The organism is Moorena producens PAL-8-15-08-1, from assembly GCF_001767235.1.
In the GTDB taxonomy this organism is placed as follows: Bacteria; Cyanobacteriota; Cyanobacteriia; order Cyanobacteriales; family Coleofasciculaceae; genus Moorena; species Moorena producens_A.
The window spans coordinates 539491-561883 of record NZ_CP017599.1; the positions used below are offsets into that span (position 1 = coordinate 539491).

Below are 22393 nucleotides of genomic sequence, written 5' to 3' on the forward strand. Positions count from 1 at the left end.
AGTAAATTAGGTCAAAACTTATGGTTAATTCCCAGAAAAAGATAACTATTACTAAGGAAGATATTTGGCATCAAGTTAAGCTATCGGGTAATATTCCTGAACTAGTTGAGGAGATTCTTAATCGTCAGGTAATCAAGGATGCTGTCGATCAAGCGGGGATAACTATTGAGGTTGAAGAACTTCAGGAAGTAGCTGACCAAACGCGATTAATGAACAACCTCAGTAGTGCTGATGAAACTTGGGCTTGGTTAGAACAACGTGGTATGTCTCTGGATGATTTTGAAGAAGTTGTCTATGACACGGTTACCTCTGGAAAGTTAGCTGATCATTTATTTGCGGATAACGTTGAGTCTTATTTTTATGAAAATCAGTTGGATTATGCGGGTGTGGTGATGTATGAAGTGGTATTAGATGATCAGGATTTGGCTCTAGAACTTTTCTATGAAATTCAGGAAGGGGATGTGAGTTTTTATGATGTGGCTCACGAGTATATTCAGGATCAGGAGTTACGTCGAAAACTTGGCTATCGGGGGATAATGTACCGTAACGATTTGAAGCCGGAAATTTCTGCTGCTGTTTTTGCTGCTAATCCCCCAGAAGTGCTTAAGCCGATTGTGACTGCTCAGGGGGTGCATTTGGTTTTGGTTGAGGAGATTGTTCAAGGGGAATTGGATGATCAGCTCAGGTATCAAATTATCTCGGATTTGTTTAGTGGATGGCTGAAGCAACAAATTGATAAAATTGAGGTGGTGAAAAATATGGAATCAAAGTTAGAGGACTAACTTTAGTAGATATTGCTCAATTAATCAAATAATCCTCTGATAAATACCAGAGGATTATTTTATACCTAATTAGGTATTTTATCAAAACACCTATTGAGCAGCGTCTCCCAGCATAGCAGCCATTTCTTCGGCTGATACTTAAGTGAACAGATAATTTATTTATAGTCCAGCCGAATAGAGAGCTGAGATTTTAATCCTAGCCATTGATAATAGTTATCGATGGTTTACTGGATTGAATTTATTTTAGTAGTGCTCTTATTTATGAATGAGACACTTCAGGATTTCAGTAGAATTTAATCTTTTTAATTGTACCATCGGGATAGTATTTTATTTTTTTATCCTTCCTCCGCCGAGGATACCGTTGATGATATTCTGATCGAGTTCAGTAATGAAGCTTTCAGAAACAGGTGAAGTAGCAAGGTCAGATATTGTAATGTTAGCCATTCGTAAATGTCCTATTTGTAGAATACAATCTTTTTAATTGTACCATCGGGATAGTATTTTATTTTTTTTATCCCTCCTCCGCCGAGGATACCGTTGATGATATTCTGATCGAGTTCAGTAATGAAGCTTTCAGAAACAGGTGAAATAGCCAGGTCATAGATTGTAATGTTAGCCATTAGTAAATGTCCTATTTACCGTAATTAGTCTTGTTTAGGATTAGACCTTTTATTGCCTCATCCCATGACTATCCTCTCGAGTTTATTCCAGGATTGCAAGGGGTTAATCAATTAAAAAAGTGACAAAAGTAATTCAGTTATATCTTGGTCGATTGCAAGTATATATATACTAGGTGTTTAGAGGTTTTATTGCCTTATTCCATGACTATCCTCTAGGCTTTATTCCAGGATTGCAAGGGGGTAATCAATGAAAAAAGTGACAAAAGTAATTCAGTTGTGTCTTGGTTGATTTGAAAAATAACGCTACTAGTGGATCAAGTCATAACAAGTATCAAGTAAACCTGAACAAATCTCTAGGTTTTTATAACCAAAATTAAATTAGTTATATTTTTGTTGCTTGTGCGTCGCTCCCTTGAAAGCTAGACCTGATCAAACCTCATCAAACAATTCCACCCAAGGTTTATCTTGGGTGGAATCAGAATCAGTAGTATAGCGCTATGGGCAATGGCATTGGCAAAAGGCAACAGGCAAAAGTTGACTACAACAGCTTTTGCTGCTTGTATAAATGTCAAACACCTTAATAGGTAGTGCTATAGAGTTCCAGGGATGGAGTTGAGTGAATTCACATTAGGTATTACTGCTTGGGAATCAAAAGCGTTCGCGTAGCGTGACCTACGGTCAATCGCGTAGCGTGGCCTACGGTCAATCGCGAAGCGTGCCCAAAGGCCAAGGTCAATCCCATAACTTAAGTTTACTGTAGCGCTACATACCTATGCTCTGAGTAACTCAATGGCTATATTATCGTGATGGCATCAGTTGATCAGCTTTCTGCTTGCTTTAGGCAGGCGCTTTAGAACTGAACCCACACCGAAGGCACCAACCAAAGCTAATGTACCCCAGGCCGCACTCGGTTCAGGAACTCTGTAGCTCAGGGGGTAGGGTGTAGGGTGTGGGGTGTAGGGTGTGGTGAAATTGACATCTCCCCCGGTTAAAACACGGGGGATTCTCAAAGGATGTTACGCGGTAGGGTAAACCCGTACCGCTATCGCCGAAGGCGACGCTTCGCGAACACCCTTATGTCGATATAATTTAGACAGGTGGGCGACCGATGAAAGGCGCATATTAGAAGTGGAAGGGGTAAGAGCCTTCCCCAGACCCGGGTTCAGGACTGGTTTCCACTCGAAGGGGCGTATTAAACGATGGAGTCAATGGAGAAAATAATCTAAGGATTTCCAGAAGTTATGGGTCTCACAGCTAGAGAGAAAGTAGGGATTACCGAACCATCGGATAAGGTAAATAACCGAAAAGGAAAAGAGTCAAAGAGTTGACCACAGAAACCGTTGGTCAAAGGCACCGTAAAAATTAATATCCCTGCTAAATTCGATGATGGGGATATGAGCTCCGAGGTTAGTCTATCATCTGCTAGACAATCTGAACTCTCACATGGACTCGGTGTAGAGACGGCAACTCAAGACTTGTATCTTCTATATGCGTAACCGGGTAAGCCGAGATTGAGTCCTTAACCCTAAATAGGACATAAGGTAGCCAAATCGCAAGAGGAGGTATAACTCTCAGTCCGGTAGAAGTCTGAACCAAGCAAAAGCCGACAACCTGAAAAGGAATGGGAATAAATAACCAGTCGGATAGAGGGAAAATTCCCTTGCTCGAAAGAGCGCTGAATTTCAGAGCTAACATCCGAGCCAAGGAAATTAATTACTTAGTTAACTTAAATTGTACATGGAAAAGATAGAACCGGCGTCAATAGACGTGGGTATCGTAACTGAACAAACCACCGATTGGCATACCATTAATTGGAAAAATGCCTACAGAGAGGTTAGGAAACTAAGACAAAGAATTTTCAAGGCAACACGTCAAGGAAACTGGAAAAAGGTCAATAAACTCCAAAGGTTAATGCTAAGGAGTAAGGCAAACATCCAGGTATCAGTTCGCAAAGCATCCCAAGATAACAAAGGTAAAAGGACGGCAGGAGTAGATAAAGTCAAAGCATTAAAACCCAAAGAAAAGGGAGAAATGGTTGACACATTATCAAAAAACAGGAAACAATGGAGCCCAAAGCCAACTAAACGCATCTACATACCAAAAAGCAATGGAAAGAAAAGACCATTAGGGATACCAAGTATCGCCGACAGATGCCTTCAAGCCATTGTTAAAAACGCTTTGGAACCAACCTGGGAAGCCCAGTTTGAAGCCACATCATACGGTTTCAGACAGGGAAGAAGCACTCATGATGCCCGACAAAGAATATTCCTCAATATCAATGGAGAAAACAATAAGAAATGGTGGGTAGTAGAAGCGGATATAAAAGGATGCTTCGATAATATTGACCACCAAGCATTAATGGAAACCATTGGTAATTTCCCAGCCAGAGGACTAATCCATAACTGGCTAAAAGCAGGATATGTGGAAAAAAACATATTCCACCCCACGGAAACGGGCACACCACAAGGAGGTATCATCAGCCCACTCCTCGCTAACATAGCATTACACGGATTAGAAAAAGAACTGGGAATAACCTACAGGAAAGAAAAAACAAAAAAGGGAGAGGACACCTGGAGAAATAAATCGAATAGGACATTAGTACGATTTGCGGATGACTTTGTAATCTTAACAGAAAGCAAAGAAGACGCCATGACAGCTAAGTTAATCACTAAAGAATGGCTGGCTAAAAGAGGACTAAGTCTATCCGAAGAAAAAACCAGGATAACTCACTTGACCCAAGGTTTTGATTTTTTGGGATGGAACTTTCGTAAATACAGAACCACCAAAAAGAAATCGGGATACATCACCCTCATTAAACCGTCAAACAAAAGCTTAAAGGGAATCAAGAAAAATCTAAAAGTAGAATTGGCCAAGCTGAAAGGGGTCTCAGTCCAAGAACTAATTGGTAAATTACAACCAATAATAAGGGGTTGGACAAACTATCACAGCGGAACAGTGGCAAAGGACACCTTTTGTAAATTAGAAAATTACATCTCTTGGAAGCTAGTTAGATGGTGCAAAAGAAGGTACCCGAAAAAAGGATGGGAATGGATTAGAAATAAACACTACGGGAGTTTCTGCCCTGGTAGGGAGGATAACCGAGTCTTCGGAAGCAAAGAACTATACCTGGAAAGAGCCTCATGGACAAAAATAATCAGACACACAGTAGTAACCCACGATTATTCGCCAGACAATCCGGAACTCCAAGAATACTGGGATAAAAGGAAAAAAAGGCAGGATAAGAAAGCTGCGGAGGCCAGACTAACAAAGGGCAGAAACAAGATAGCCGTGAGGCAAAACTACATCTGTCCTTACTGTGGCCAAAGACTAGGAAACTACGACAAAGTACACTTACACCACATTGTTCCAATTGAACATGGGGGACAAGATAAGTACAACAATTTGGTATACGTTCATGAGGATTGCCACCGAACTATCCACGCCTTGGGGGCAACCAATCCAGAAATACAGGGAAAACTGTACGATGGAATCAAAAAAACCCCTCCTAAAAATCGGAAACAAAAGCCAAAAGGTACAAAACCGATAATAAAGGAAAAGAGTTGCACAAGATAACGTGTTCTTCGGAAGTTGGTTGCGCCGTGTACTTGGAGACTTGTTCGCACGGTGCTTAGGGGGCGACGAGGGGGTAACCCCTCCGACCTACCCAATTAGTGAACAAATTATATCGATGTGGAACTGTCAAAATCCCGCTACCCACCTTGGCCAGGTCGATTGGCTGTGTGGTTACTTTACGGAGTATGTTAGCAGCGCCGTTCAAATCGGCGTTAATTAACTTTCCGGAGGCAGTCCTGTACAACCCACGCCTAACTCTTTTTCCTGAAGGGATCCATCCGCTGGGTTTTGCACCATGTTTTGGTAATGAATCACCGTCCAAGAAAGACGCTTTGCTTGTATAGGATTCTTCAGTGACAATCAGATTTATTCCATATTCACGACATTGCTGCTTTAACCTTTCAATTAGTCGCTTAGTAGGAATGGGGACAAACTGTTGGTTTCCTTTCTTTCCCATGTTAGAAAGGCTTTTCTGTCCTTCGTTCCAACCAAAAACCAAATTACCTATTCCATCATTTAGGCAACGATTAACGAGGAATCTAGCCGCTTTATTTATGGCGTCCCGCATCTGATTATTCCGCTTCAACTGAATTTTATCCAGATGGGAGTCCCAGTACTTTTCCGACTTTCCTGACTTATACTTAGCCACAAGGCGACAGTAACCTTGGTTCATTGACTTAAGCTTTCGACCGTCAATAATAAAGCTCTTTCCTAAGGTCGAAACGCAGGTTAGCCAGTTATCGCCACCATGGTCTATTCCAATCGCGTTAGAGTAATCAAGATTTGGATTATCAGTTACTGGTTGCTTTCTATCATCAATAACCCAATCTATCCATAGCTGTCCGTAGTAAGGACGAACGGTAACCTCTTTCACCCAATCAGGATCAATGAAATCTGGAGGAGATAATGCTATTTGAACTAATAATTCAGGCTTGCTTTCCTTGCTAACGGAGGGGTGAAACAAACCTTCTTTGTATATGAGGGAAGCCCGTGGGAAAGTCACCGCAGCAAAACCTCCAGACTTTCTATAGCGAGGGAACCTAGGTCTATCTACTTTTCCTTGGTAGTACAAACCCACTAGTTTGTTATAGCTAGAGTACGCTTCCCCTACAGTTTTTAAAGTTTGCTGTGCAGATTGAGCCGCCATCGCCTTATAGTGGGGCGACATTTTTAGAGCTTTGTCTATTTCAGGGTATTTAGTCGTACATTTGTAGGTTTTCCACCCTGCCCTTAGCTCATCTCCACGCCAGTAGGTAGTATAAGCTTTTTGTTCCTCAAGCCACTTGTAGTGTTTTTGTTTTGCATAGTAAACAGCGCAATTAAACAGGCTGTTAGCTTGCTGGCACTGAAACTCCCAGAACACTTTCTCTTCGTTTGAAAAGTTAGCTTTTATTGGGATCGTCTTGTACATTTGACAACCTCGACCCTTTTGTTATCATACTACTAGTGTATACGTATGGTCTAGTAATGTCAAACAAAAACCGATCTAAATCTCAAAAAAGAATGAGAGGAATTCCTGTATACTATGACGAGATCAAAAAACCACACACTATCATGTTCACAGATACTGTGTGGAAGTGGTTGCAGCTTTCCGCGAAGGACTCAAACACCAGTGCCGGAGAGCTTATAGAACGTTGGGTTAGAAGCCAAATAGAGGACACGACGCCGATATTTCCAGTCTCTGTTTTTCATCCCGGAGACGAAACCTTAGAATAAGGCAGCCTTAATCATAAAGTTTTAACCCTTTTGCTCATAGCCGACCAACCATAAAGGCTGCCTTATTCTTGCGGTAACTTCTGACCCCGGCTAAAGCACGGGGGTTCTCAAATTTCAGGAAGTTTTGATAGAAAGTACGATATGCTCATCTTTCCCCTAGAAAAGATGGGGGATGCCAACCATTAATTGTCCATCGAAACCGTGCTTCTACAACAAGGGGATTATTCATTTTGAGCGTAATGACTGTTACTCGTCCCACAGGGGTTAGTCCTTGAATTTTTGTGAAATCCACATTCCATGAGAAATGTTCATCCCAATTCTGAGTGCGGGGATTAAATAAGTGAACAGTTTGATTGGTTAAAGGGTCGAGGGCAACAGTTGTATCCGATTTAAATTGGTTGCAGGTATAGCAGGCGAGGCAAACATTGGAAAATATGCTCTTTCCCCCTTTAGATTGTGGTAAAATCTGATCGTAAGTTAAAGGAATACCACTATTTGCCTCACTGGTTTGACAATAACAACAATAACGGCGATCTTGGCGATCAATCTCATTCTTCAAAGATATTGGAATATAGGCCATGAGGTTACACAATACTTTGAGGAACTGGGTAACCGCGCCATTTCAGGAGAGCCGCTGCATGAGCTTTGCGTAGCATAAAACGATCTGCTGAAATCTTAAGCTGCTCAAGTTCAATCTGTTCTGCATCTGTTAAAGAACGCTCTTGATTTTGAGCTAACAACCAGTAGTGACGCTCCATTTCTTCCGGTGTTTTTTTACTCTGGGCGATGGGCCACAAAGCTTGGTCTTCCAACCTATCTAAGGCAGCTAGATCTGCTTGAAATTCTTCAGGTACATCAGACCAATTGGGGGGACTACCAATTTGTAAAGCATGGAGCATGACAGCTTCAAGAGAGCGTTCAGTTGCTTGGGCAGTGTTGACCAAGCGCTGATAGAGGAAGTCAGGAATTTGCAGAGTAATGGTTGTTGAAATAGAATTCATGACGGGAGCTCCTGAAAGCGCAGTCCGTATAGAGTCTATTGTAGCTCAGGGGGTAGGGTGTAGGGTGTAGGGTGTAGGGTGTAGGGAAAAAAGACCGAGCTTCCTGACAGAAAACAAAAGGGAGATGCTCCGATGAAGGTTTGCTATTACTGTCGCCAGAGTGGGCAGGACAAAAGTTTTTAGAGAAATTCAACTACTTGCCGCCTTTGGATTGGCGACGTAATTCTGTACTTATCGGAGCAACATCAGAACAGCAAAAAAAATACAAGAATTATTTACAAAAAGTTGCAAAGCTGGGAAACTTGGGACAGGAGTGGGTTTGGGAACAGCTTTGCTTGGAGTTGGGGGGTTAATATAGCTGTTGCCTCATCAGCAGTTCTAATCCGAGTAGGAGTACTTGCAGCAAGAGTCCCCGTGGTACAGGTTCCCACTACCGCAATCTCCAATTGCGCCTTCAGGGGAATTGTTGTAGATGTCGTCTGCTTACCGAAATCATTATGGGAATAGATATTTATCCTTGAGATGCAAAATCAGCCCTTGCTCCTGGTTGGACGAAGATACAGCTATGTTAGAAATCGCATTAATTTTGTTGTGGTTATAGTTTGAAAACACGCCCTAGTGCCTGATCATCTTCATCCAAAAATTAAATCAAACTTTACACAAACAACATAAAAATCCACCAAAATCTAAAATTAGATAAAAATCATCCAAAAAAACGACAAAATAAGCCACAAATTGGCCAAAATCATCCAAAAAATCCACAATACTAGGGAAATTTGACTATTAAAACCAACACAAAAGCCAACATCCACCCTCGATCATCAAAACAATGAGTTAAAGACTTTTTAGTTACAAATATGTCAGGACATCAGTCAAAACCTGATTTTGAGGGTGCATGTACTAGTACAGGTAAATATTTAACAGGGTTTCAGCGCAAACTACTACAAAAAAGTCTACGAGCCGATTTACCCCAGCATTATCGTCAGCGCATTGAAATTATGTTGCTAGCCGATGATGGTAACTCTCAAATTGAAATTTGTCAAACCTTGGGATGTTGTCCAGCTACAGCCAGACATTGGATATTGATGGCGCGGACTGGGATGGCGCACAACTGGCAGAATAACCCCATTGGTCGGCCTAAGGCAGTAAATCAAGAACATCTAGAGCGATTGAAGGAACTGGTAAGCCAGAGTCCAAAGGAGTTTGGCTATCCATTTCGGCGCTGGACAGCTAACTGGTTGAGTAAGCATTTAGCTCAGGAATTTGGGATTGAAGTCAGCGATCGCCATATTAGTCGGTTGCTAAAACAAATGGGATTGTCTACCAAAGGCAAACCCCGTAACCCCGAGTCTAACACCACTGAGAATGATACACAGTCGAATGATAAAGCTTCAAATACTAGTAGCGTTCGCGTAGCGGCTCGTACCGAGCATCGCGTAGCGGCTCGTACCGAGCATCCCGTAGCGGCTCGTACCGAGCATCCCGTAGCGTGGCCTACGGCCAATCGCATTATCATTTGTGACCTGCAATCAGCTTCTAGTGCTGATTCTCGAGAATTGTTATCCACCACTCTCTCTAGATCAGATTTAGACATCCATGGTTCAAAGTGCATCTACTCCGTTGATTTCCCCTGAACAACTCAGCCATACTCTCGGTACAGCTCTTCCAATACAGGAATGCCAGCGCTTTCTCAAACACTTGACATTAATAGAGCCCAAGGTAGGTAAATTTTGGCAAGGCACTCAGGCATCAGCTGGTATCTACATTATTATTGCTGGAAAAGTAAGGTTGCTGAATCAGGCCGGTGACTTAATTGCCAGCTTAGAAACAGGGGCATCATTTGGGGAATTGACCTTGTTTCCCTCCGCTGACTTAGCCAGCTATAGCGCTAGAGCTTCTCTGAAGCTAAAGCTATGCTTTGTACCGGGGGAAGTCTTGTTTCCCCTGATCAATAAGTATCCCGAAATCCGAGAGCATTTTTGGAGTCAGGCGCAAGCTCGTAATGCCCTACTAGTTAGCTCCCCTACTCCCCCTATCACTCCATCTGACTATCCCCCCATCTCCCCATCCCCCCATCTGACCATCTCCCAGTCTCGGTCTGGGGAAGCCAAGTCCCAGAAATCCCAGAAAAAAGTTAGCAAAGCTTACTTTCCTAACCCGACCCAGCAAGCAGGTCATTTATGGCAACGGGTAATCCGACGCTATCCGTTTTTTGCCCAGCAGAGTGGCTCTGACTGTGGTGCCGCGTGTTTGGTAATGGTATCTCGCTATTGGGGTAAACGCTTTAGTGTGAATCGCTTGCGGGATATCGCTAATGTTGACCGCAATGGCGCATCATTGCGAGGACTATCAGCAGCAGCGGAAAGTATTGGCTTTTCTACTCGTCCAGTTAAAGCCAGTCTTGACCAGCTAGCGAAGCAAAAATTGCCAGCTATTGTCCATTGGGAAGGTAAACACTATATTGTCGTTTATGAAATTACTCGGAAACGAGTGATTGTTTGTGACCCTGGCATTGGTCAACGTAGTCTCACCCATCGAGAATTTAACGCCGATTGGACCGGTTATGCACTGCTGCTACAACCAACAGCATTACTCAAGGATGCTATTGAAACGACTACTCCCTTTTGGCAATTCTTTGAATTAATCAAACCCCATGGGTTAGTAGTGTTAGAGGTATTTCTTGCTTCCTTATTTATCCAGATATTTGGATTAATTACACCTCTATTCACCCAGCTAATTTTAGACCGAGTCGTGGTGCAGCGCTCTGGGCTAACCTTAATGGCGGTGGGCTTAGGGCTGCTGATATTTAGCCTGTTTCGAGTGGCAATGATGGGGTTGCGCCAATATCTACTAGACCACACGGCTAATAAAGTAGATGCAGCACTGATTGTAGGATTTATTCGCCATACACTGCGGTTGCCTCTTTCGTTTTTTGAGTCCCGCTATGTTGGTGACATTATATCACGGGTTCAGGAAAACCGCAAGATTGAGCGGTTCCTTACCGGTGAGGCGTTATCAATTCTGCTGGATTTAGTAACGGTATTTATCTATGTAGGATTGATGGTTTGGTACAGCTGGAAAATGGCGTTATTGGCCTTAGTAATTGTGCCGCCATTCTTATTGCTAGCATTGATTGCGACACCGTTTTTACGGAGAATTTCCCGAGAAATATTTCAATCGATGGCTAAAGAAAATAGTTATCTAATTGAAGCGCTTTCCGGTGTAAGTACCGTTAAATCCACCGCAGTAGAACAAACAGTACGTTGGCATTGGGAGGAGTTATTAAATAAAGAAATTAAGACAAGTTTTGATGGGCAAGTTATCAGCAATCGTCTGCAAATTTTTAGTAATGCTATTGAAGCCGTAGTAACCACAAGCCTGCTGTGGTATGGAGCGTGGTTAGTGATTCAGAATCAGTTAACCATTGGACAATTAGTGGCATTCAATATGCTGTTGGGAAATATTATTACTCCCTTCAAGCGGTTAACCGTGTTATGGAATCAATTCCAGGAAGTAGTTATTGCTATGGAACGGATTAATGATGTGTTGGATGCCGAACCAGAGGAGGATTTGCTCAATCAAGCCCGTCAATCGTTACCATCCATTCAGGGTCACATTGCCTTTGATAACGTCACCTTTCGCTATCACCCAGAGAGTGATTTAAATGTACTGGAAAATCTATCATTTCAAGTGAAACCAGGACAAATGGTAGCCCTAGTTGGACGCAGTGGTTCAGGCAAAACGACGATTTCTAAATTGGTGTTGGGATTGTATCCACCCACAGATGGAAAAGTATTGATTGATGGCCTTGATCTTACCACTCTGTCCTTAGGGTCTTTGCGATCGCAAGTAGGAGTAGTAGACCAAGATACGTTTTTGTTTGGTGGAACGATTAGGGAAAATATTAGCTTAGGTCATCCTGCCGCTAGTTTAGACGAGATTATAGAAGCAGCACGATTGGCAGGCGCTGATGAGTTTATTAAACAGTTGCCCATGGGCTATGAAACCCAGATAGGAGAAGGGGGAGGGACATTATCTGGTGGACAACGGCAACGGATTGCGATCGCACGGGCTTTGTTAGGCAATCCTAAGTTATTAGTCTTAGATGAAGCCACCTCCCATTTAGATGCAGAATCTGAACGGATTATTCAGCATAATTTCACTCATATTCTCAAAGGTAGAACAACATTCGTCATTGCTCATCGGTTGTCTACAGTCCGGAATGCGGATTTAATTTTAGTGCTGGATAGAGGAGTATTGATTGAGAGGGGAACCCATCAGGAATTAATGGCAAAACGTGGCCATTATTATTATCTTAATCACCAGCAATTTAGGCAATAGGCAATAGGTAATAGGCAAGAGGCAAGAGGCAAGAGGCAAGAGGCAAAAGGCAAAAGGCAAAATTTTGTTTTAGTTTTAGTTTTTGAGATTTTTAAAATGTCACCAATAAAAGACTTTAAAGATTTGCTAATTTGGCAAAAAGGTATGCTCATAGCTGAGAAATGCTTTTTTCTAACTCAAAAATTCCCAAAAGAAGAACTATATGGGATGACTCAACAAATAAGAAGAGCTTCATCATCTATTCCAGCCAATATATCAGAGGGCTATGGAAGAAGAGCTGCCGGGGACTATAAACGCTTTTTAAACATTGCTCAAGGTTCAGTTAATGAGTTACAAACTTTTCTGATTCTAGCTGTTAGAGTTGGTTTAGGTACGCCAAAAGACATTGAATTGATTTTAGAAACTCTTAAAGAAGAAACTAGAATGATTGCCTCTCTTATCAATAAACTATCCTAGGTTAGAACTCTTGCCTCTTGACTTTTGCCTCTTGCCTTTTTCCTATTGCCTATTGCCTCTTGCCTCTTGCCTCTTGCCTCTTGCCTTTTGCCTCTTGCCTTTTGCCTCTTGCCTTTTCCCTATCACTAATCCCAATAACTCAGAAATAAAATTATGCCCAATACATTAAATGGACACTTGAATGGACATCGTCCAACTCAGCTACAAGACACTAATCATGATCAAGATAGTTTAAACGCCACAAACTTAGCTAAATTGACTGATGATTGGTCTTACGCTACTAAAGAATTACTCGATAGTTTGCCTCAGGTTTGGACAAGGGGATTACTGTACTTTATAGTAGTGTTTGTGTCTATTATTTTACCCTGGTCGATGCTCTATAAGGTAGATGAAACCGGTACAGCTAGAGGACGACTTGAACCAAAGGGTAAGACCGTGAGGCTGGATGCTGCTGTAGCCGGTACCGTCGATGAAATTAAGGTTAAAGAGGGGGAAAAGGTTGAGGCTGGACAAAATTTATTGATTTTGAAATCCGGGTTAGTTCGTACTGAATTGCAGGAAGTTAACGATAAATTAAAAGGGCAATTGAGTAGGCGATCGCAGTTAGAATTACTAAAAAATCAGTTAGTGGTAGTCTTGACAACTCAGCAGCAACAAAATCAAGCCCAAGCCTTGGAAAAGCAAGCTCAAATTGACCAAGCGCGACAGACTATAACTGATCTTAGGAATTCCTATAACTTACAAAAAGACGAAAAATTAGCTCAAGTTAATCAGGCTAGGCAAACTCTTCAACTTAGTAAAACTGCCTCTAAGTTAATAGAAATTCGTTTAGCTAATGCCCAGCGAGAGGTGCAACGCTATCGTAAACTTTGGCAACAAGGAGTTGTGCCAGAAATTGATGTATTAGATAAGGATGATGTGGTACAAGAAAGGCGACGCTTCTATGAACAAACTAAGTCTGATCTTGAACAAGCTAAGTTACGGATTATGGAAGAACAAAGTAGTTATAAACGGACAATGGGTCAAGCCCAGGCAGATATTGATCAAGCAAAGTTACGATTAAAAGAACAGGAAAGGAGTTATCAGAGTATAATTCATTCCGGTAAGTTATCCGTACTTAAAATAGAAGAACAACTGAATAATATAGAGACCCAAATTACTACCCTAAATTCAGAAATTTCTCAGAGTAAGCGTCAGATTGACTCCTTGCAGCTTCAGTTAAAGCAACGAGTCTTAGAGGCACCGGTCAGTGGAATGGTATTTCAGTTACCGATTCAAAGACCTGGTGCTGTAGTGCAGCAGGGAACTATGGTAGCAGAAATTGCCCCAGAGGATTCATCATTAATTATTCGAGCCCAGATGGCAACCACTGAAAGTGGTTCTTTAAAGAAAGGAATGCCAGTTAAATTGAAATTTGATGCCTATCCGTTTCAAGAGTATGGGGTGATAGCAGGAGAATTAGTGGAAATTTCTCCAACTACCTCTGAGGTGGAAACGCAAAATGGAAAGGTAGCAGCATACAACATAGAAATTGCCTTAAATCAAGATTGTCTTCCCACAGGTAAGGAGTGTATTGGGTTGCGTCCTGGAGATACAGCGACTGCTGAGGTGATTGTACGCCAGCGTCGGATTATTGATTTTATTCTCGATCCGTTTAAGAAGTTGCAGCAAGGAGGTTTGAAATTATAGGTAATTTCCGGGATGTGATATCAGTCACTTCAGGGCATTATCAATTAGTGCATTTATCAATTTCTTGAGGTACTTTCAGTCTGGATTTTAGGGAGCAGGGAGCAGGGAGTAGGGAGCAGGGATAAAGGCCCTTCATCAGGGAGTTTAACCGATTAGCGACTACATCAATAATAATTGCTAAAACATTTATAACACCATGCTTTTTCATCCCCTATTCCCTATTCCCTATTCCCTATTCCCTGGGCGCAGCACTATAACTTTCACAGTTTAAATTACTAGGATAAACACGATGTCACCAGCTATCACAATTACCAAAGACGATATTCTTGAAGAAGTAAAGCTATCTTGTAAGATTCCTGAGATTATCGAAGCAATTACTATCCGCAAGTTAATCGCATCTGCTGCCGCTGAGGCGGGTATCCAAGTAGAAACAGAAGAACTTCAAGACGCAGCAGATCAATTCAGGATACTTAGCCAACTCGGGAGTGCTGAGGACACTTGGGCATGGCTAGAAAAACATGGGATGACCTTAGACGAATTTGAAACCATGGTATACAATGGCGCTATTTATAGAAAGTTAGCTAACCATTTATTTGCTGATAAAGTTGATTCTTATTTTTATGAAAATCAGCTAGATTATGCTGGTGTGGTCATGTATGAGGTAATCATAGATGATGAAGATTTAGCGATGGAAGTATTTTATGAGATTCAGGAAGGAGAGATGAGTTTCTATGATGTTGCTCATCAGTATATTCAGGATAAAGAATTACGTCGATCTGGGGGATATCAAGGAGTAGTAAGTCGTGAAAATATCAAGCCGGAGATTTCTGCTGCTGTTTTTGCAGCTAAGCCACCGCAGGTTCTCAAACCCATTGTGACCTCTAAGGGCGTACATCTGATTTTAGTGGAGGAGATTATTGAACCGCAATTGGATGATAAGCTGCGGTATAAAATCTTATTAAATTTATTTAGTGAATGGATTAAGCAACAGGTTGAGCAATTTGAAGTTACGACAAACCTTGACTTAGATTACCAAGCTGCCTAGGTTTTGAGTGGAATTTTGAATTTTGAATTTTGAATTTTGAATTATACATTCTAATCTTGGTCTTTAAGCTTTTTAAATTCAATGCCCTCTGATCATGATCAGGGGGCATTTTTGATGATTTATATTGCTAATTTAATTTCCCGATATTGAGACTGTATTGGTGAATTTAATTATTAATTAAAACCTGGTTAAAATATAACGACGCGAATTAATAATATAAAGACCACCATGAGTAAAATTAAGTTCATTGTCGGTTACATTATTGAGCAACATTTTATTTTTGTGGGATATATCAATATCTCTATAATCTTAGCCGTTTGTTTTGTCAGCTTAGCCTGTAATTTTCTCGTTAACAATGTTAATTTGAGTCGGGACAATATTTGTTGTAATTACCTTATTTATATTATCTATTGTTGTGATACTTATCAAGTATATTATAACTAATACATGACAAGTTTTACATATTTTTGGCTTGTTTTTAGTCCAATTTAGTCTCGTTTTGGTTGTCAAAACTGTAAAACCAATCATTATTAAGCACATAATCCAAACAGTTATGTCTTTTTAAGGCTAGTCACTTCAGTCAAAACAAAACAGTACTCAAAAGCTATATAGCAGTACGGATTAAGGTTAGGACATTGATACAAGCTCAAAAGCTGTTATAGTAAACTTTTGCCTTTTGCCTTTTGCCTATTGCCTTTTGCCTTGCCCGTAGCGCTATAACCTCCCTTTAGCCCAGACCAGGCTTAGGTCGCGCGTCCAAAAAAAAAGCCCGCCTGGGCGGACTGGATTTTCAAGGGAGTTTTGAAGTTCTAAGTTTTAACCCGAATTTGGAATCAGTATTAACGTCTCAAGACACCAGCTTCCTGCTCGATTCGGTCTAAAGCCTTCTTGGCTCTAAAAATAACTCTCAATAATGCCACCTGACTACTCCAAGCTGAGCGTGGTAACAGGGGCAAGGGAGACTCTACCTCAGTCTGAGAGTCATCAATGGATAACTCTAGATTACTAGTCTTCAAATTACTAGTCTTGTGATCGGAAACTGGAGTATTATCTAGCGCTATTGAATCAGTGGAGATATTAGTCATAGGAATGGCTTGCTCAAAGGGATAATTAGCTTGATGTAGCTTGATGTCGCTTGATGTCGCTTGATGTAGGGTGGGCAGTGCTTGATCGAGATTCATGTGCTGGCCATAGCTTTGGTAGCCACTGCCTAGGGTGTGGGGTGTGGGGTGTGGGGTGTGGGGTGTGGGGTAGGCTGTTTATTATTGGCCTTTTTCGGGGGAGATCGTTCACACCGGGATTGAGCTTTGCTCACGCTACGCGAACGCGTACGGCGATAACGCCCAGAATGGATATCTAGCAAGAGATACACTGTCTCATACTATCAGACAAAAAGGAAGTGCATGAAGTTTAAGCTATCGCCATCGCACAAAGTGAACAGCCTAGCCACTGCCCACCGAGGATTAATCACAAGCTTGATGTAGGGTGGGCAGTGCTTGACAAACGATTCATGTGCTGGCCATAGCTTTGGTAGCCACTGCCCACCAAGGATTAATCACAAGCTTGATGTAGGGTGGGCAGTGCTTGACAAACGATTCATGTGCTGGCCATAGCTTTGGTAGCCACTGCCCACCGAGGATTAATCACAAGCTTGATGTAGGGTGGGCAGTGCTTGACAAACGATTCATGTGCTGGCCATAGCTTTGGTAGCCACTGCCCACCAAGGATTAATCACAAGCTTGATGTAGGGTGGGCAGTGCTTGACAAACGATTCATGTGCTGGCCATAGCTTTGGTAGCCACTGCCCACCAAGGATTAATCACAAGCTTGATGTAGGGTGGGCAGTGCTTGACAAACGATTCATGTGCTAGCAATAGCTTTGGTAGCCACTGCCCACCAAGGATTAATCACAAGCTTGATGTAGGGTGGGCAGTGCTTGATAAACGATTCATGTGCTAGCAATAGCTTTGGTAGCCACTGCCCACCAAGGATTAATCACACAAGATCTTAAATTAACTGCTACTACTAGCTAAAGATGGCACCAACTCCTCTTGTTCCTGCCAACCTTTTGGCCAAAGTATACGATCAGCACTAAAGTGAAGTGGATCATTGTCTGGCCAAGGAGCATCAATTGGTTCCTCAATCAGAACAAATTCGCCATTATCAAAAGGGTTACCTTCTGCGCGATGCTTGATTTCAACTCGCTCCCGAATACCCTGTTTCTCCTGAGTAAGAGCGCGGTGGTGACAGTAAGGATTATTCCCTCTGCGGTCAAAGAAAACATGAGCAGTCCAACTGCAGCCACCACGACACAGTTGAGCAAATTCACAACTCTTGCAGAAACCCCACAGATGGTCTGTGCCTTTAGGAGTATCAGCCCCTAGATTAAACCGCAACTCCTCGGTCTCTTCAATAATTTCACGTAGGGAGTGGTCTCGGATATTACCTCCAGTGTAGGCGGAAGTCGGCAATGAGGGACAACCTTTGATAGCACCATCGGCTTCGATGCCTAAGCTAGATAGTCCAGCATTGCACCCCTGCCAAAATGCCCAAGGATTATCCTCTCCCCGTCCCCGCAGCAGTCGTTCATAGGGACCATAGTAACCAATATTATTACCAGCTTGAACCTTTACCCCTTCCCGAAAAGCCCGACGGGCCACCCGCGCTATCATCGGGTATACATCTAGCAACTCATAGGGTTGCAGCAGAATCTCACTATTATCCGCCGCATTCCCCATGGGTACAGTCAACTGAATTTGCCAAGCGAAGACTCCTGCATCCCGGATGCGCTCGTAAATCTGGGGAAACTCTGGTGCACTGAGCCGATTAATTTGAGTGTTACAACCGAAGGGGATACCGGCCTCTTTGAGATGGCTCATGGTCTTAAACGCCCATTGCCAAGAACCTTTCCTACCCCGCAACCGGTCGTGTGTGGCTTCTAAACCATCCACGGACACAGAAACTACTCGAATCCCAGCATCTTTCATCCGGCGGGCTGTATCTAAGCTAATCCCAAACCCTCCAGTGGTCATGCCACAGACCATTCCAGCGGAGGTAATCGCTTTGGCAATATCGAGCCAGTCAGGACGTAGAAAGGCTTCACCTCCAATTAAGGTGACTTCTGTAATCCCAACGTCGGCCAGTTGTCTGACCATGTCTAGGGCTTCTGTAGTGGAAAGTTCTTTAGCCCTGGTATGACCAGCCCGAGAACCACAGTGTTGACAGGCTAAATTGCACTTAAGGGTGATTTCCCAGACGGCATAACTAATTCTGCGATAGGTCATCACAATTCTCCCATGTTAAGTTATCTCGAAAGAGGGACAGACATCAGCTGATATAGCAGTTTTCAATGGGGTGAGGTACAGATTTGTGGGTTTTAGGGAATAGGGAATAGGTAACAGGGAATAGGGAATAGGGAATAGGGAAAAAATCCTGTGTACCTCATAAGTATATAAAACCCTAGAGTAAGCCAATCACAAATTAGTGACTTGGGTGTCAAAAAACTACCAATTAAAGATATCAATTCAAGTAGGGTGGGCAAAGTAATCTAATTTAGACTATTCAAAATAATCAAAATTTTTTTTGCCCACCGGACGAGCTAAAAACTGGTGTTTTTTTTGCTACTCCCTTACCGACTAACTATCTGTAGCATCCATAAACTGAAATGGTATGATCTGTGTCTGTCGGAATCAACCTGAGCTTATTGCTCAAACTTCCTTAAGATAGTATCGTCTATGACAACACCATACATCAGCTGAAGCGGCGGCCAAATCACCCCATAAATTTGCTGATTACTTCCCTTTATGCCCATAACTTGACTAGCCCCACCAAAAACAGCTTCTAGTTCTTGTTGATCAAGATCCCTCAGACCATCTTCAGCAGCATTTGACTCCAACAATTGGCCAGTATAGTCTTCAAGCTCCTCTTGGGTGAAGTCATAGCCAGCGCTTTGCACGATTTGGCGACATTCATCTTTACTGTTTACTCCTTGAATTTGGGCACGGAATGCTTGATCAGTGCCTAGCCTTTCGTAGAAGGCTTTAACATTTTCTAAAGACATAGTTTTCTCCTGAAATTACTGAAATACTGTTCGTAGCATCGGTTAAAAAACAGAGCTAAAAACTGGTGTTTTTTTGGCTACTCCCTTAACGACTAACTATCTGTAGCATCCATAAACTGAAATGGTATGATCTGTGTCTGTCGGAATCAACCTGAGCTTATTGCTCAAACTTCCTTAGAGAGTATCGTCTATGACAACGCCATACATAGGCTGAGGCCACCAATCTTTAGGCGGCCAAAAAACCACTCCATACATTGGCTGAAAAATAGGTTGTTTTATGCCCATACCTGTAGTAGCTCCACCAAAAACAGCTTCTAGTTCTTGTTGATCAAGATCCCTCAGACCATCCTCAGCAGCACTTGACTCCAACAATTGGCCAGTATAGTCTTCAAGCTCCTCTTGGGTGAAGTCATAGCCAGCGCTTTGCACGATTTGGCGACATTCATCTTTACTGTTTACTCCTTGAATTTGGGCACGGAATGCTTGATCAGTGCCTAGCCTTTCGTAGAAGGCTTTAACATTTTCTAAAGACATAGTTTTCTCCTGAAATTACTGAAATACTGTTGGTAGCATCGGTTAAAAAACAGTACTGTAGCTAGGGCAGTATTTTCTGAAATAGATGAAGTTTTCATCCCTAATAAAATTTTATTCAATAAAAAAAATAATTAAGTAGGGTTTTAAAATTTTGTTGCGACAAAACTTTAAAATTATGTCGTCAACTTTGCTGTATGGGATAAGAAAATTATTTCGTTAGGGGGAGGATAGCAGCATCATTACTATGGCAGCAACACATGACGATAGTGATCAGGACTTACCCACAACTGCGTCATCAAGCCAATAAGTAATAATACCAATTAGTAAAAGTAGGACTACAGATGCAGATGAGGAGATGGGTCAAATTCCTATTAAGGGTAATTCTACGGAGATGAGATGACAATAAAAACAACTAAATTTCGAGATATAACTAAAACAATTATGTCCCTAAAATCTGTGGCAATCAAATTTTCGATTGGCGAGTTAGCCCCAGGGGGAAGCGTTCGCTTAGCGTGGCCAAACGCGCCCCGCGTGGCCAATAGGCCAAGGCCAATCGCATTCGATATCTGTGTGGAAACTTCCACCTCTTCCGCTAAACTAGCTAATATAGCGTTTCTAAATGAAATCTAAACCTAGGAAGTCTTTTTTTCTTGTTCAAGAAAAGTCTGTATATCTTTCCCCTATTGCCTTTTGCCCGCCCCCCTTATTAAGGGAGGGGGGATTCCTCTAGCCTTTTTCAGCAATTCGTGTGTTTACAACCCAGATACAAACGCCCTTATCATTGACCAGTGTCTCCTCCTGCACCTCTGACTCGTCTATCCCAAGGACAGCTGAACGTATTAGAAACCTGTCCCCGTAAGTTCCAACACATTTACTTTGACCAGCTGGGAACACCGGTGTCTCCCGAACAACAAGAGCGTCTTACTTGGGGAAGCCGCTTTCACCTATTAATGCAACAGCGGGAACTTGGGTTACCAGTGACATCCTTAGTAGAAGAGGATACCCAACTCGACTACTGGCTGAGTGGTTTAGTCAATGCCGCACCAGAACTTTCCCACCCAGAGCCTGAAAGCTTCCGGGAAGCGGAACATTGCCGAACCCTGTATTTCCAAGGTTATCTACTTACAGTTATCTATGACTTATTGATTGCAGGGGAAGACTCAGCCCAAATTCTTGATTGGAAGACCTATCCTCAACCTAAAAATCGGGATTGGTTAGCCCAAGACTGGCAAACACGCCTGTATCTCTACATCCTAGCGGAAACTAGCGATTATTGGCCAGAACAAATTTCCATGAGTTACTGGTTTGTCAAATCCCAACCCTCTGCCCAAAGTCTTAAATTTACCTACAATAGCGCACAACACCAGAAAACTAGAGAGGATTTGACTCAGTTGTTGACCCGGTTGGCTGGGTGGCTACAAGGGTACCAAGATCAAGGTTTAGCTTTTCCTCAAGTAGCAGCATCCCTTGGTCGATGTCGTGATTGTACCTTTGCAGTGCGTTGTGAGCGTTACGGGAATAGGTTGAGTAACGATAGTACAGAATTACTACCCGATTTAGCTGATATCCAAGAAGTTTCCCTGTGAGCTACCATCTCTGATTGGGTTAGCTCCTAGCACGAGTAAGAGTTAAAAACAGTTAAGCAGAGATCCCCGGGGGAACCTCTGCTGTAGCTAGTGCGCTAACCAGCCCATAGGCTACAAAGTCTGGTCAAGTAGATTTGACCAGGCTCAGTGCCGCTGGCTTCTTTGCGTTTCCTAAGGTTATAATAACACAAAATCTCTAAATAACACAAAAAACTTAAAATACCTATTGAATCGTTTAACCCTTAGTAGGATAATTGGGATGTCAAAGTTGTCAAAAGATGTGTCAGAAGAAAAACAAGTTAGCTACAAACTATTTTTGCCTGAATCCTTACGGGCAAAATTCAAATCTATGTGCGCTCTCAAGGGAGTCACCATGAATCATATCTTATTGGAGTTGATCGAAGAATGGATAGAGGAAAATAAATCTGCTTCATCCCCTAAGCAGAAGAAGAGTTAATCGGCTGATATAGGTTGAACAGTGCTGAATGCGAAATGGTGAGTGCTAAGTGCTGAGTTATTGGTAACCAGCTCATAGTCTGTTATTATAGCCCTGCTCTTGCTGAGGGTAACACCAATACCTTTTAAGGGCGCACGGTGTGCGCCTTTAAGATAACTAAGTAACGACTAAGTAATGCGATTGGCCGTAGGCCACGCTACGCGAACGCTAATGAAAGACAATTCTAAATTATTTGAGGAACTCAAAGATCAAGCCATTGATTCAGACCATGAGCAAGGGTTGATAGCCCTTAGTGAGGAATTGCTGAAAGAGTTTGATAGCGGTTCATCACAAGCGGTCACTGATATGGCTCGTTATCGGTTAGAAAAACATCGAAGTGCTTACAAAAAAGCCTACACAAAACTGATGGCTACCATTGGTCTATAGCATTTACATTTAAGTTGTGAAAATACTCGCGCTTGGGAAAGGCAATAGGCAATAGGCAATAGGCAATAGGCAATAGGCAATAGGCAATAGGAAAGAGTTAATCAATC

The 22393-nt window shown here is 42.3% G+C and carries 22 protein-coding genes; 13 read left to right on the plus strand and 9 right to left on the minus strand.

Annotation, left to right across the window (positions count from 1 at the left end; genetic code table 11):
- The first annotated feature begins 20 nt into the window (after positions 1-20).
- On the plus strand, positions 21-782 hold the full coding sequence (locus tag BJP34_RS02200; protein ID WP_070390922.1) for a peptidylprolyl isomerase: 762 nt from the start codon (positions 21-23) through the stop codon (positions 780-782).
- Positions 783-1237: 455 nt separating this feature from the next.
- Here BJP34_RS02200 and BJP34_RS42075 read toward each other — a convergent pair whose 3' ends face one another.
- The gene (locus tag BJP34_RS42075; RefSeq protein ID WP_158516945.1) at positions 1238-1402 is read right to left on the minus strand and encodes a hypothetical protein; all 165 of its coding nucleotides are present in this window, start codon (positions 1400-1402) and stop codon (positions 1238-1240) included.
- Positions 1403-3139: 1737 nt separating this feature from the next.
- Here BJP34_RS42075 and ltrA point away from each other — a divergent pair.
- Positions 3140-4975: a group II intron reverse transcriptase/maturase gene (ltrA, locus tag BJP34_RS02205; RefSeq protein ID WP_070390923.1), complete on the plus strand. Its 1836-nt coding sequence runs from the start codon at positions 3140-3142 to the stop codon at positions 4973-4975.
- A gap of 55 nt (positions 4976-5030) precedes the next feature.
- Here ltrA and BJP34_RS02210 read toward each other — a convergent pair whose 3' ends face one another.
- Positions 5031-6386 carry an RNA-guided endonuclease InsQ/TnpB family protein gene (locus tag BJP34_RS02210; RefSeq protein WP_070390924.1) on the minus strand — a complete coding sequence of 452 codons (1356 nt, stop codon included), beginning with the start codon at positions 6384-6386 and terminating at the stop codon, positions 5031-5033.
- A 143-nt stretch (positions 6387-6529) separates the two neighbouring features.
- Here BJP34_RS02210 and BJP34_RS02215 point away from each other — a divergent pair, with 143 nt between their 5' ends.
- The gene (locus BJP34_RS02215) at positions 6530-6691 is read left to right on the plus strand and encodes a hypothetical protein (protein ID WP_229424210.1); all 162 of its coding nucleotides are present in this window, start codon (positions 6530-6532) and stop codon (positions 6689-6691) included.
- A gap of 145 nt (positions 6692-6836) precedes the next feature.
- On the opposite strand, the gene BJP34_RS02220 is transcribed toward BJP34_RS02215, so the two are convergent.
- Together BJP34_RS02220 and BJP34_RS02225 are read right to left on the minus strand one after the other, a co-directional pair.
- On the minus strand, positions 6837-7271 hold the full coding sequence (locus BJP34_RS02220; protein WP_070390926.1) for an HNH endonuclease: 435 nt from the start codon (positions 7269-7271) through the stop codon (positions 6837-6839).
- A gap of 4 nt (positions 7272-7275) precedes the next feature.
- Positions 7276-7692, minus strand: coding sequence for a hypothetical protein (locus BJP34_RS02225; protein ID WP_008189230.1), 417 nt, complete (start codon positions 7690-7692; stop codon positions 7276-7278).
- Between the two features lie 140 nt (positions 7693-7832).
- Between BJP34_RS02225 and BJP34_RS02230 the strand changes: the two genes are divergently transcribed.
- From BJP34_RS02230 to BJP34_RS02250, 6 genes are all read left to right on the plus strand, one after another.
- Entirely contained in the window at positions 7833-8045 is a 213-nt protein-coding gene (locus BJP34_RS02230) for a hypothetical protein (protein WP_070390927.1), read from the plus strand.
- A gap of 504 nt (positions 8046-8549) precedes the next feature.
- Positions 8550-9326: a helix-turn-helix domain-containing protein gene (locus BJP34_RS02235; protein WP_149030743.1), complete on the plus strand. Its 777-nt coding sequence runs from the start codon at positions 8550-8552 to the stop codon at positions 9324-9326.
- The gene (locus tag BJP34_RS02240; RefSeq protein WP_070390928.1) at positions 9289-12033 is read left to right on the plus strand and encodes a peptidase domain-containing ABC transporter; all 2745 of its coding nucleotides are present in this window, start codon (positions 9289-9291) and stop codon (positions 12031-12033) included. The genes BJP34_RS02235 and BJP34_RS02240 overlap by 38 nt, the downstream gene beginning before the upstream one ends.
- A 96-nt stretch (positions 12034-12129) precedes the next feature.
- Positions 12130-12489, plus strand: coding sequence for a four helix bundle protein (locus BJP34_RS02245; protein ID WP_070390929.1), 360 nt, complete (start codon positions 12130-12132; stop codon positions 12487-12489).
- Positions 12490-12499: 10 nt separating this feature from the next.
- Entirely contained in the window at positions 12500-12658 is a 159-nt protein-coding gene (locus BJP34_RS45360; RefSeq protein WP_168166491.1) for a hypothetical protein, read from the plus strand.
- Positions 12643-14178, plus strand: a complete 1536-nt coding sequence (locus BJP34_RS02250) for an HlyD family efflux transporter periplasmic adaptor subunit (protein WP_070390930.1) — start codon at positions 12643-12645, stop codon at positions 14176-14178. Before BJP34_RS45360 ends, BJP34_RS02250 begins: the two co-directional genes overlap by 16 nt.
- A 40-nt stretch (positions 14179-14218) precedes the next feature.
- On the opposite strand, the gene BJP34_RS42080 is transcribed toward BJP34_RS02250, so the two are convergent.
- Entirely contained in the window at positions 14219-14386 is a 168-nt protein-coding gene (locus tag BJP34_RS42080) for a hypothetical protein (RefSeq protein WP_158516946.1), read from the minus strand.
- An 81-nt stretch (positions 14387-14467) separates the two neighbouring features.
- Here BJP34_RS42080 and BJP34_RS02255 point away from each other — a divergent pair, with 81 nt between their 5' ends.
- Positions 14468-15223, plus strand: coding sequence for a foldase protein PrsA (locus tag BJP34_RS02255; protein WP_070390931.1), 756 nt, complete (start codon positions 14468-14470; stop codon positions 15221-15223).
- Positions 15224-16062: 839 nt separating this feature from the next.
- Here the strand turns inward: BJP34_RS02255 and BJP34_RS02260 are convergent.
- The 4 genes from BJP34_RS02260 to BJP34_RS02275 all read right to left on the minus strand — a co-directional run bounded on the left by BJP34_RS02260 (position 16063) and on the right by BJP34_RS02275 (position 19817).
- Positions 16063-16404 (minus strand): hypothetical protein, encoded by a 342-nt coding sequence (locus BJP34_RS02260; RefSeq protein ID WP_083304955.1) that lies wholly within the window; start codon positions 16402-16404, stop codon positions 16063-16065.
- An 831-nt stretch (positions 16405-17235) separates the two neighbouring features.
- Positions 17236-18507 carry a nif11-class peptide radical SAM maturase 3 gene (locus BJP34_RS02265; RefSeq protein ID WP_070390932.1) on the minus strand — a complete coding sequence of 424 codons (1272 nt, stop codon included), beginning with the start codon at positions 18505-18507 and terminating at the stop codon, positions 17236-17238.
- Positions 18508-18923: 416 nt separating this feature from the next.
- Positions 18924-19283 (minus strand): Nif11-like leader peptide family natural product precursor, encoded by a 360-nt coding sequence (locus BJP34_RS02270; protein ID WP_070390933.1) that lies wholly within the window; start codon positions 19281-19283, stop codon positions 18924-18926.
- Positions 19284-19457: 174 nt separating this feature from the next.
- A complete protein-coding gene (locus BJP34_RS02275) occupies positions 19458-19817 on the minus strand; it encodes a Nif11-like leader peptide family natural product precursor (protein ID WP_070390934.1) in 360 nt (119 codons plus the stop codon).
- A gap of 788 nt (positions 19818-20605) precedes the next feature.
- On the opposite strand from BJP34_RS02275, the gene BJP34_RS02285 reads away from it, so the two are divergent.
- The 3 genes from BJP34_RS02285 to BJP34_RS02295 all read left to right on the plus strand — a co-directional run bounded on the left by BJP34_RS02285 (position 20606) and on the right by BJP34_RS02295 (position 22286).
- Positions 20606-21403 (plus strand): PD-(D/E)XK nuclease family protein, encoded by a 798-nt coding sequence (locus tag BJP34_RS02285; protein ID WP_193431304.1) that lies wholly within the window; start codon positions 20606-20608, stop codon positions 21401-21403.
- Between the two features lie 259 nt (positions 21404-21662).
- Positions 21663-21860 (plus strand): hypothetical protein, encoded by a 198-nt coding sequence (locus tag BJP34_RS02290; protein WP_070390936.1) that lies wholly within the window; start codon positions 21663-21665, stop codon positions 21858-21860.
- 174 nt (positions 21861-22034) lie between these two features.
- Positions 22035-22286, plus strand: a complete 252-nt coding sequence (locus BJP34_RS02295) for a hypothetical protein (RefSeq protein ID WP_149030744.1) — start codon at positions 22035-22037, stop codon at positions 22284-22286.
- Positions 22287-22393: the final 107 nt, after the last annotated feature.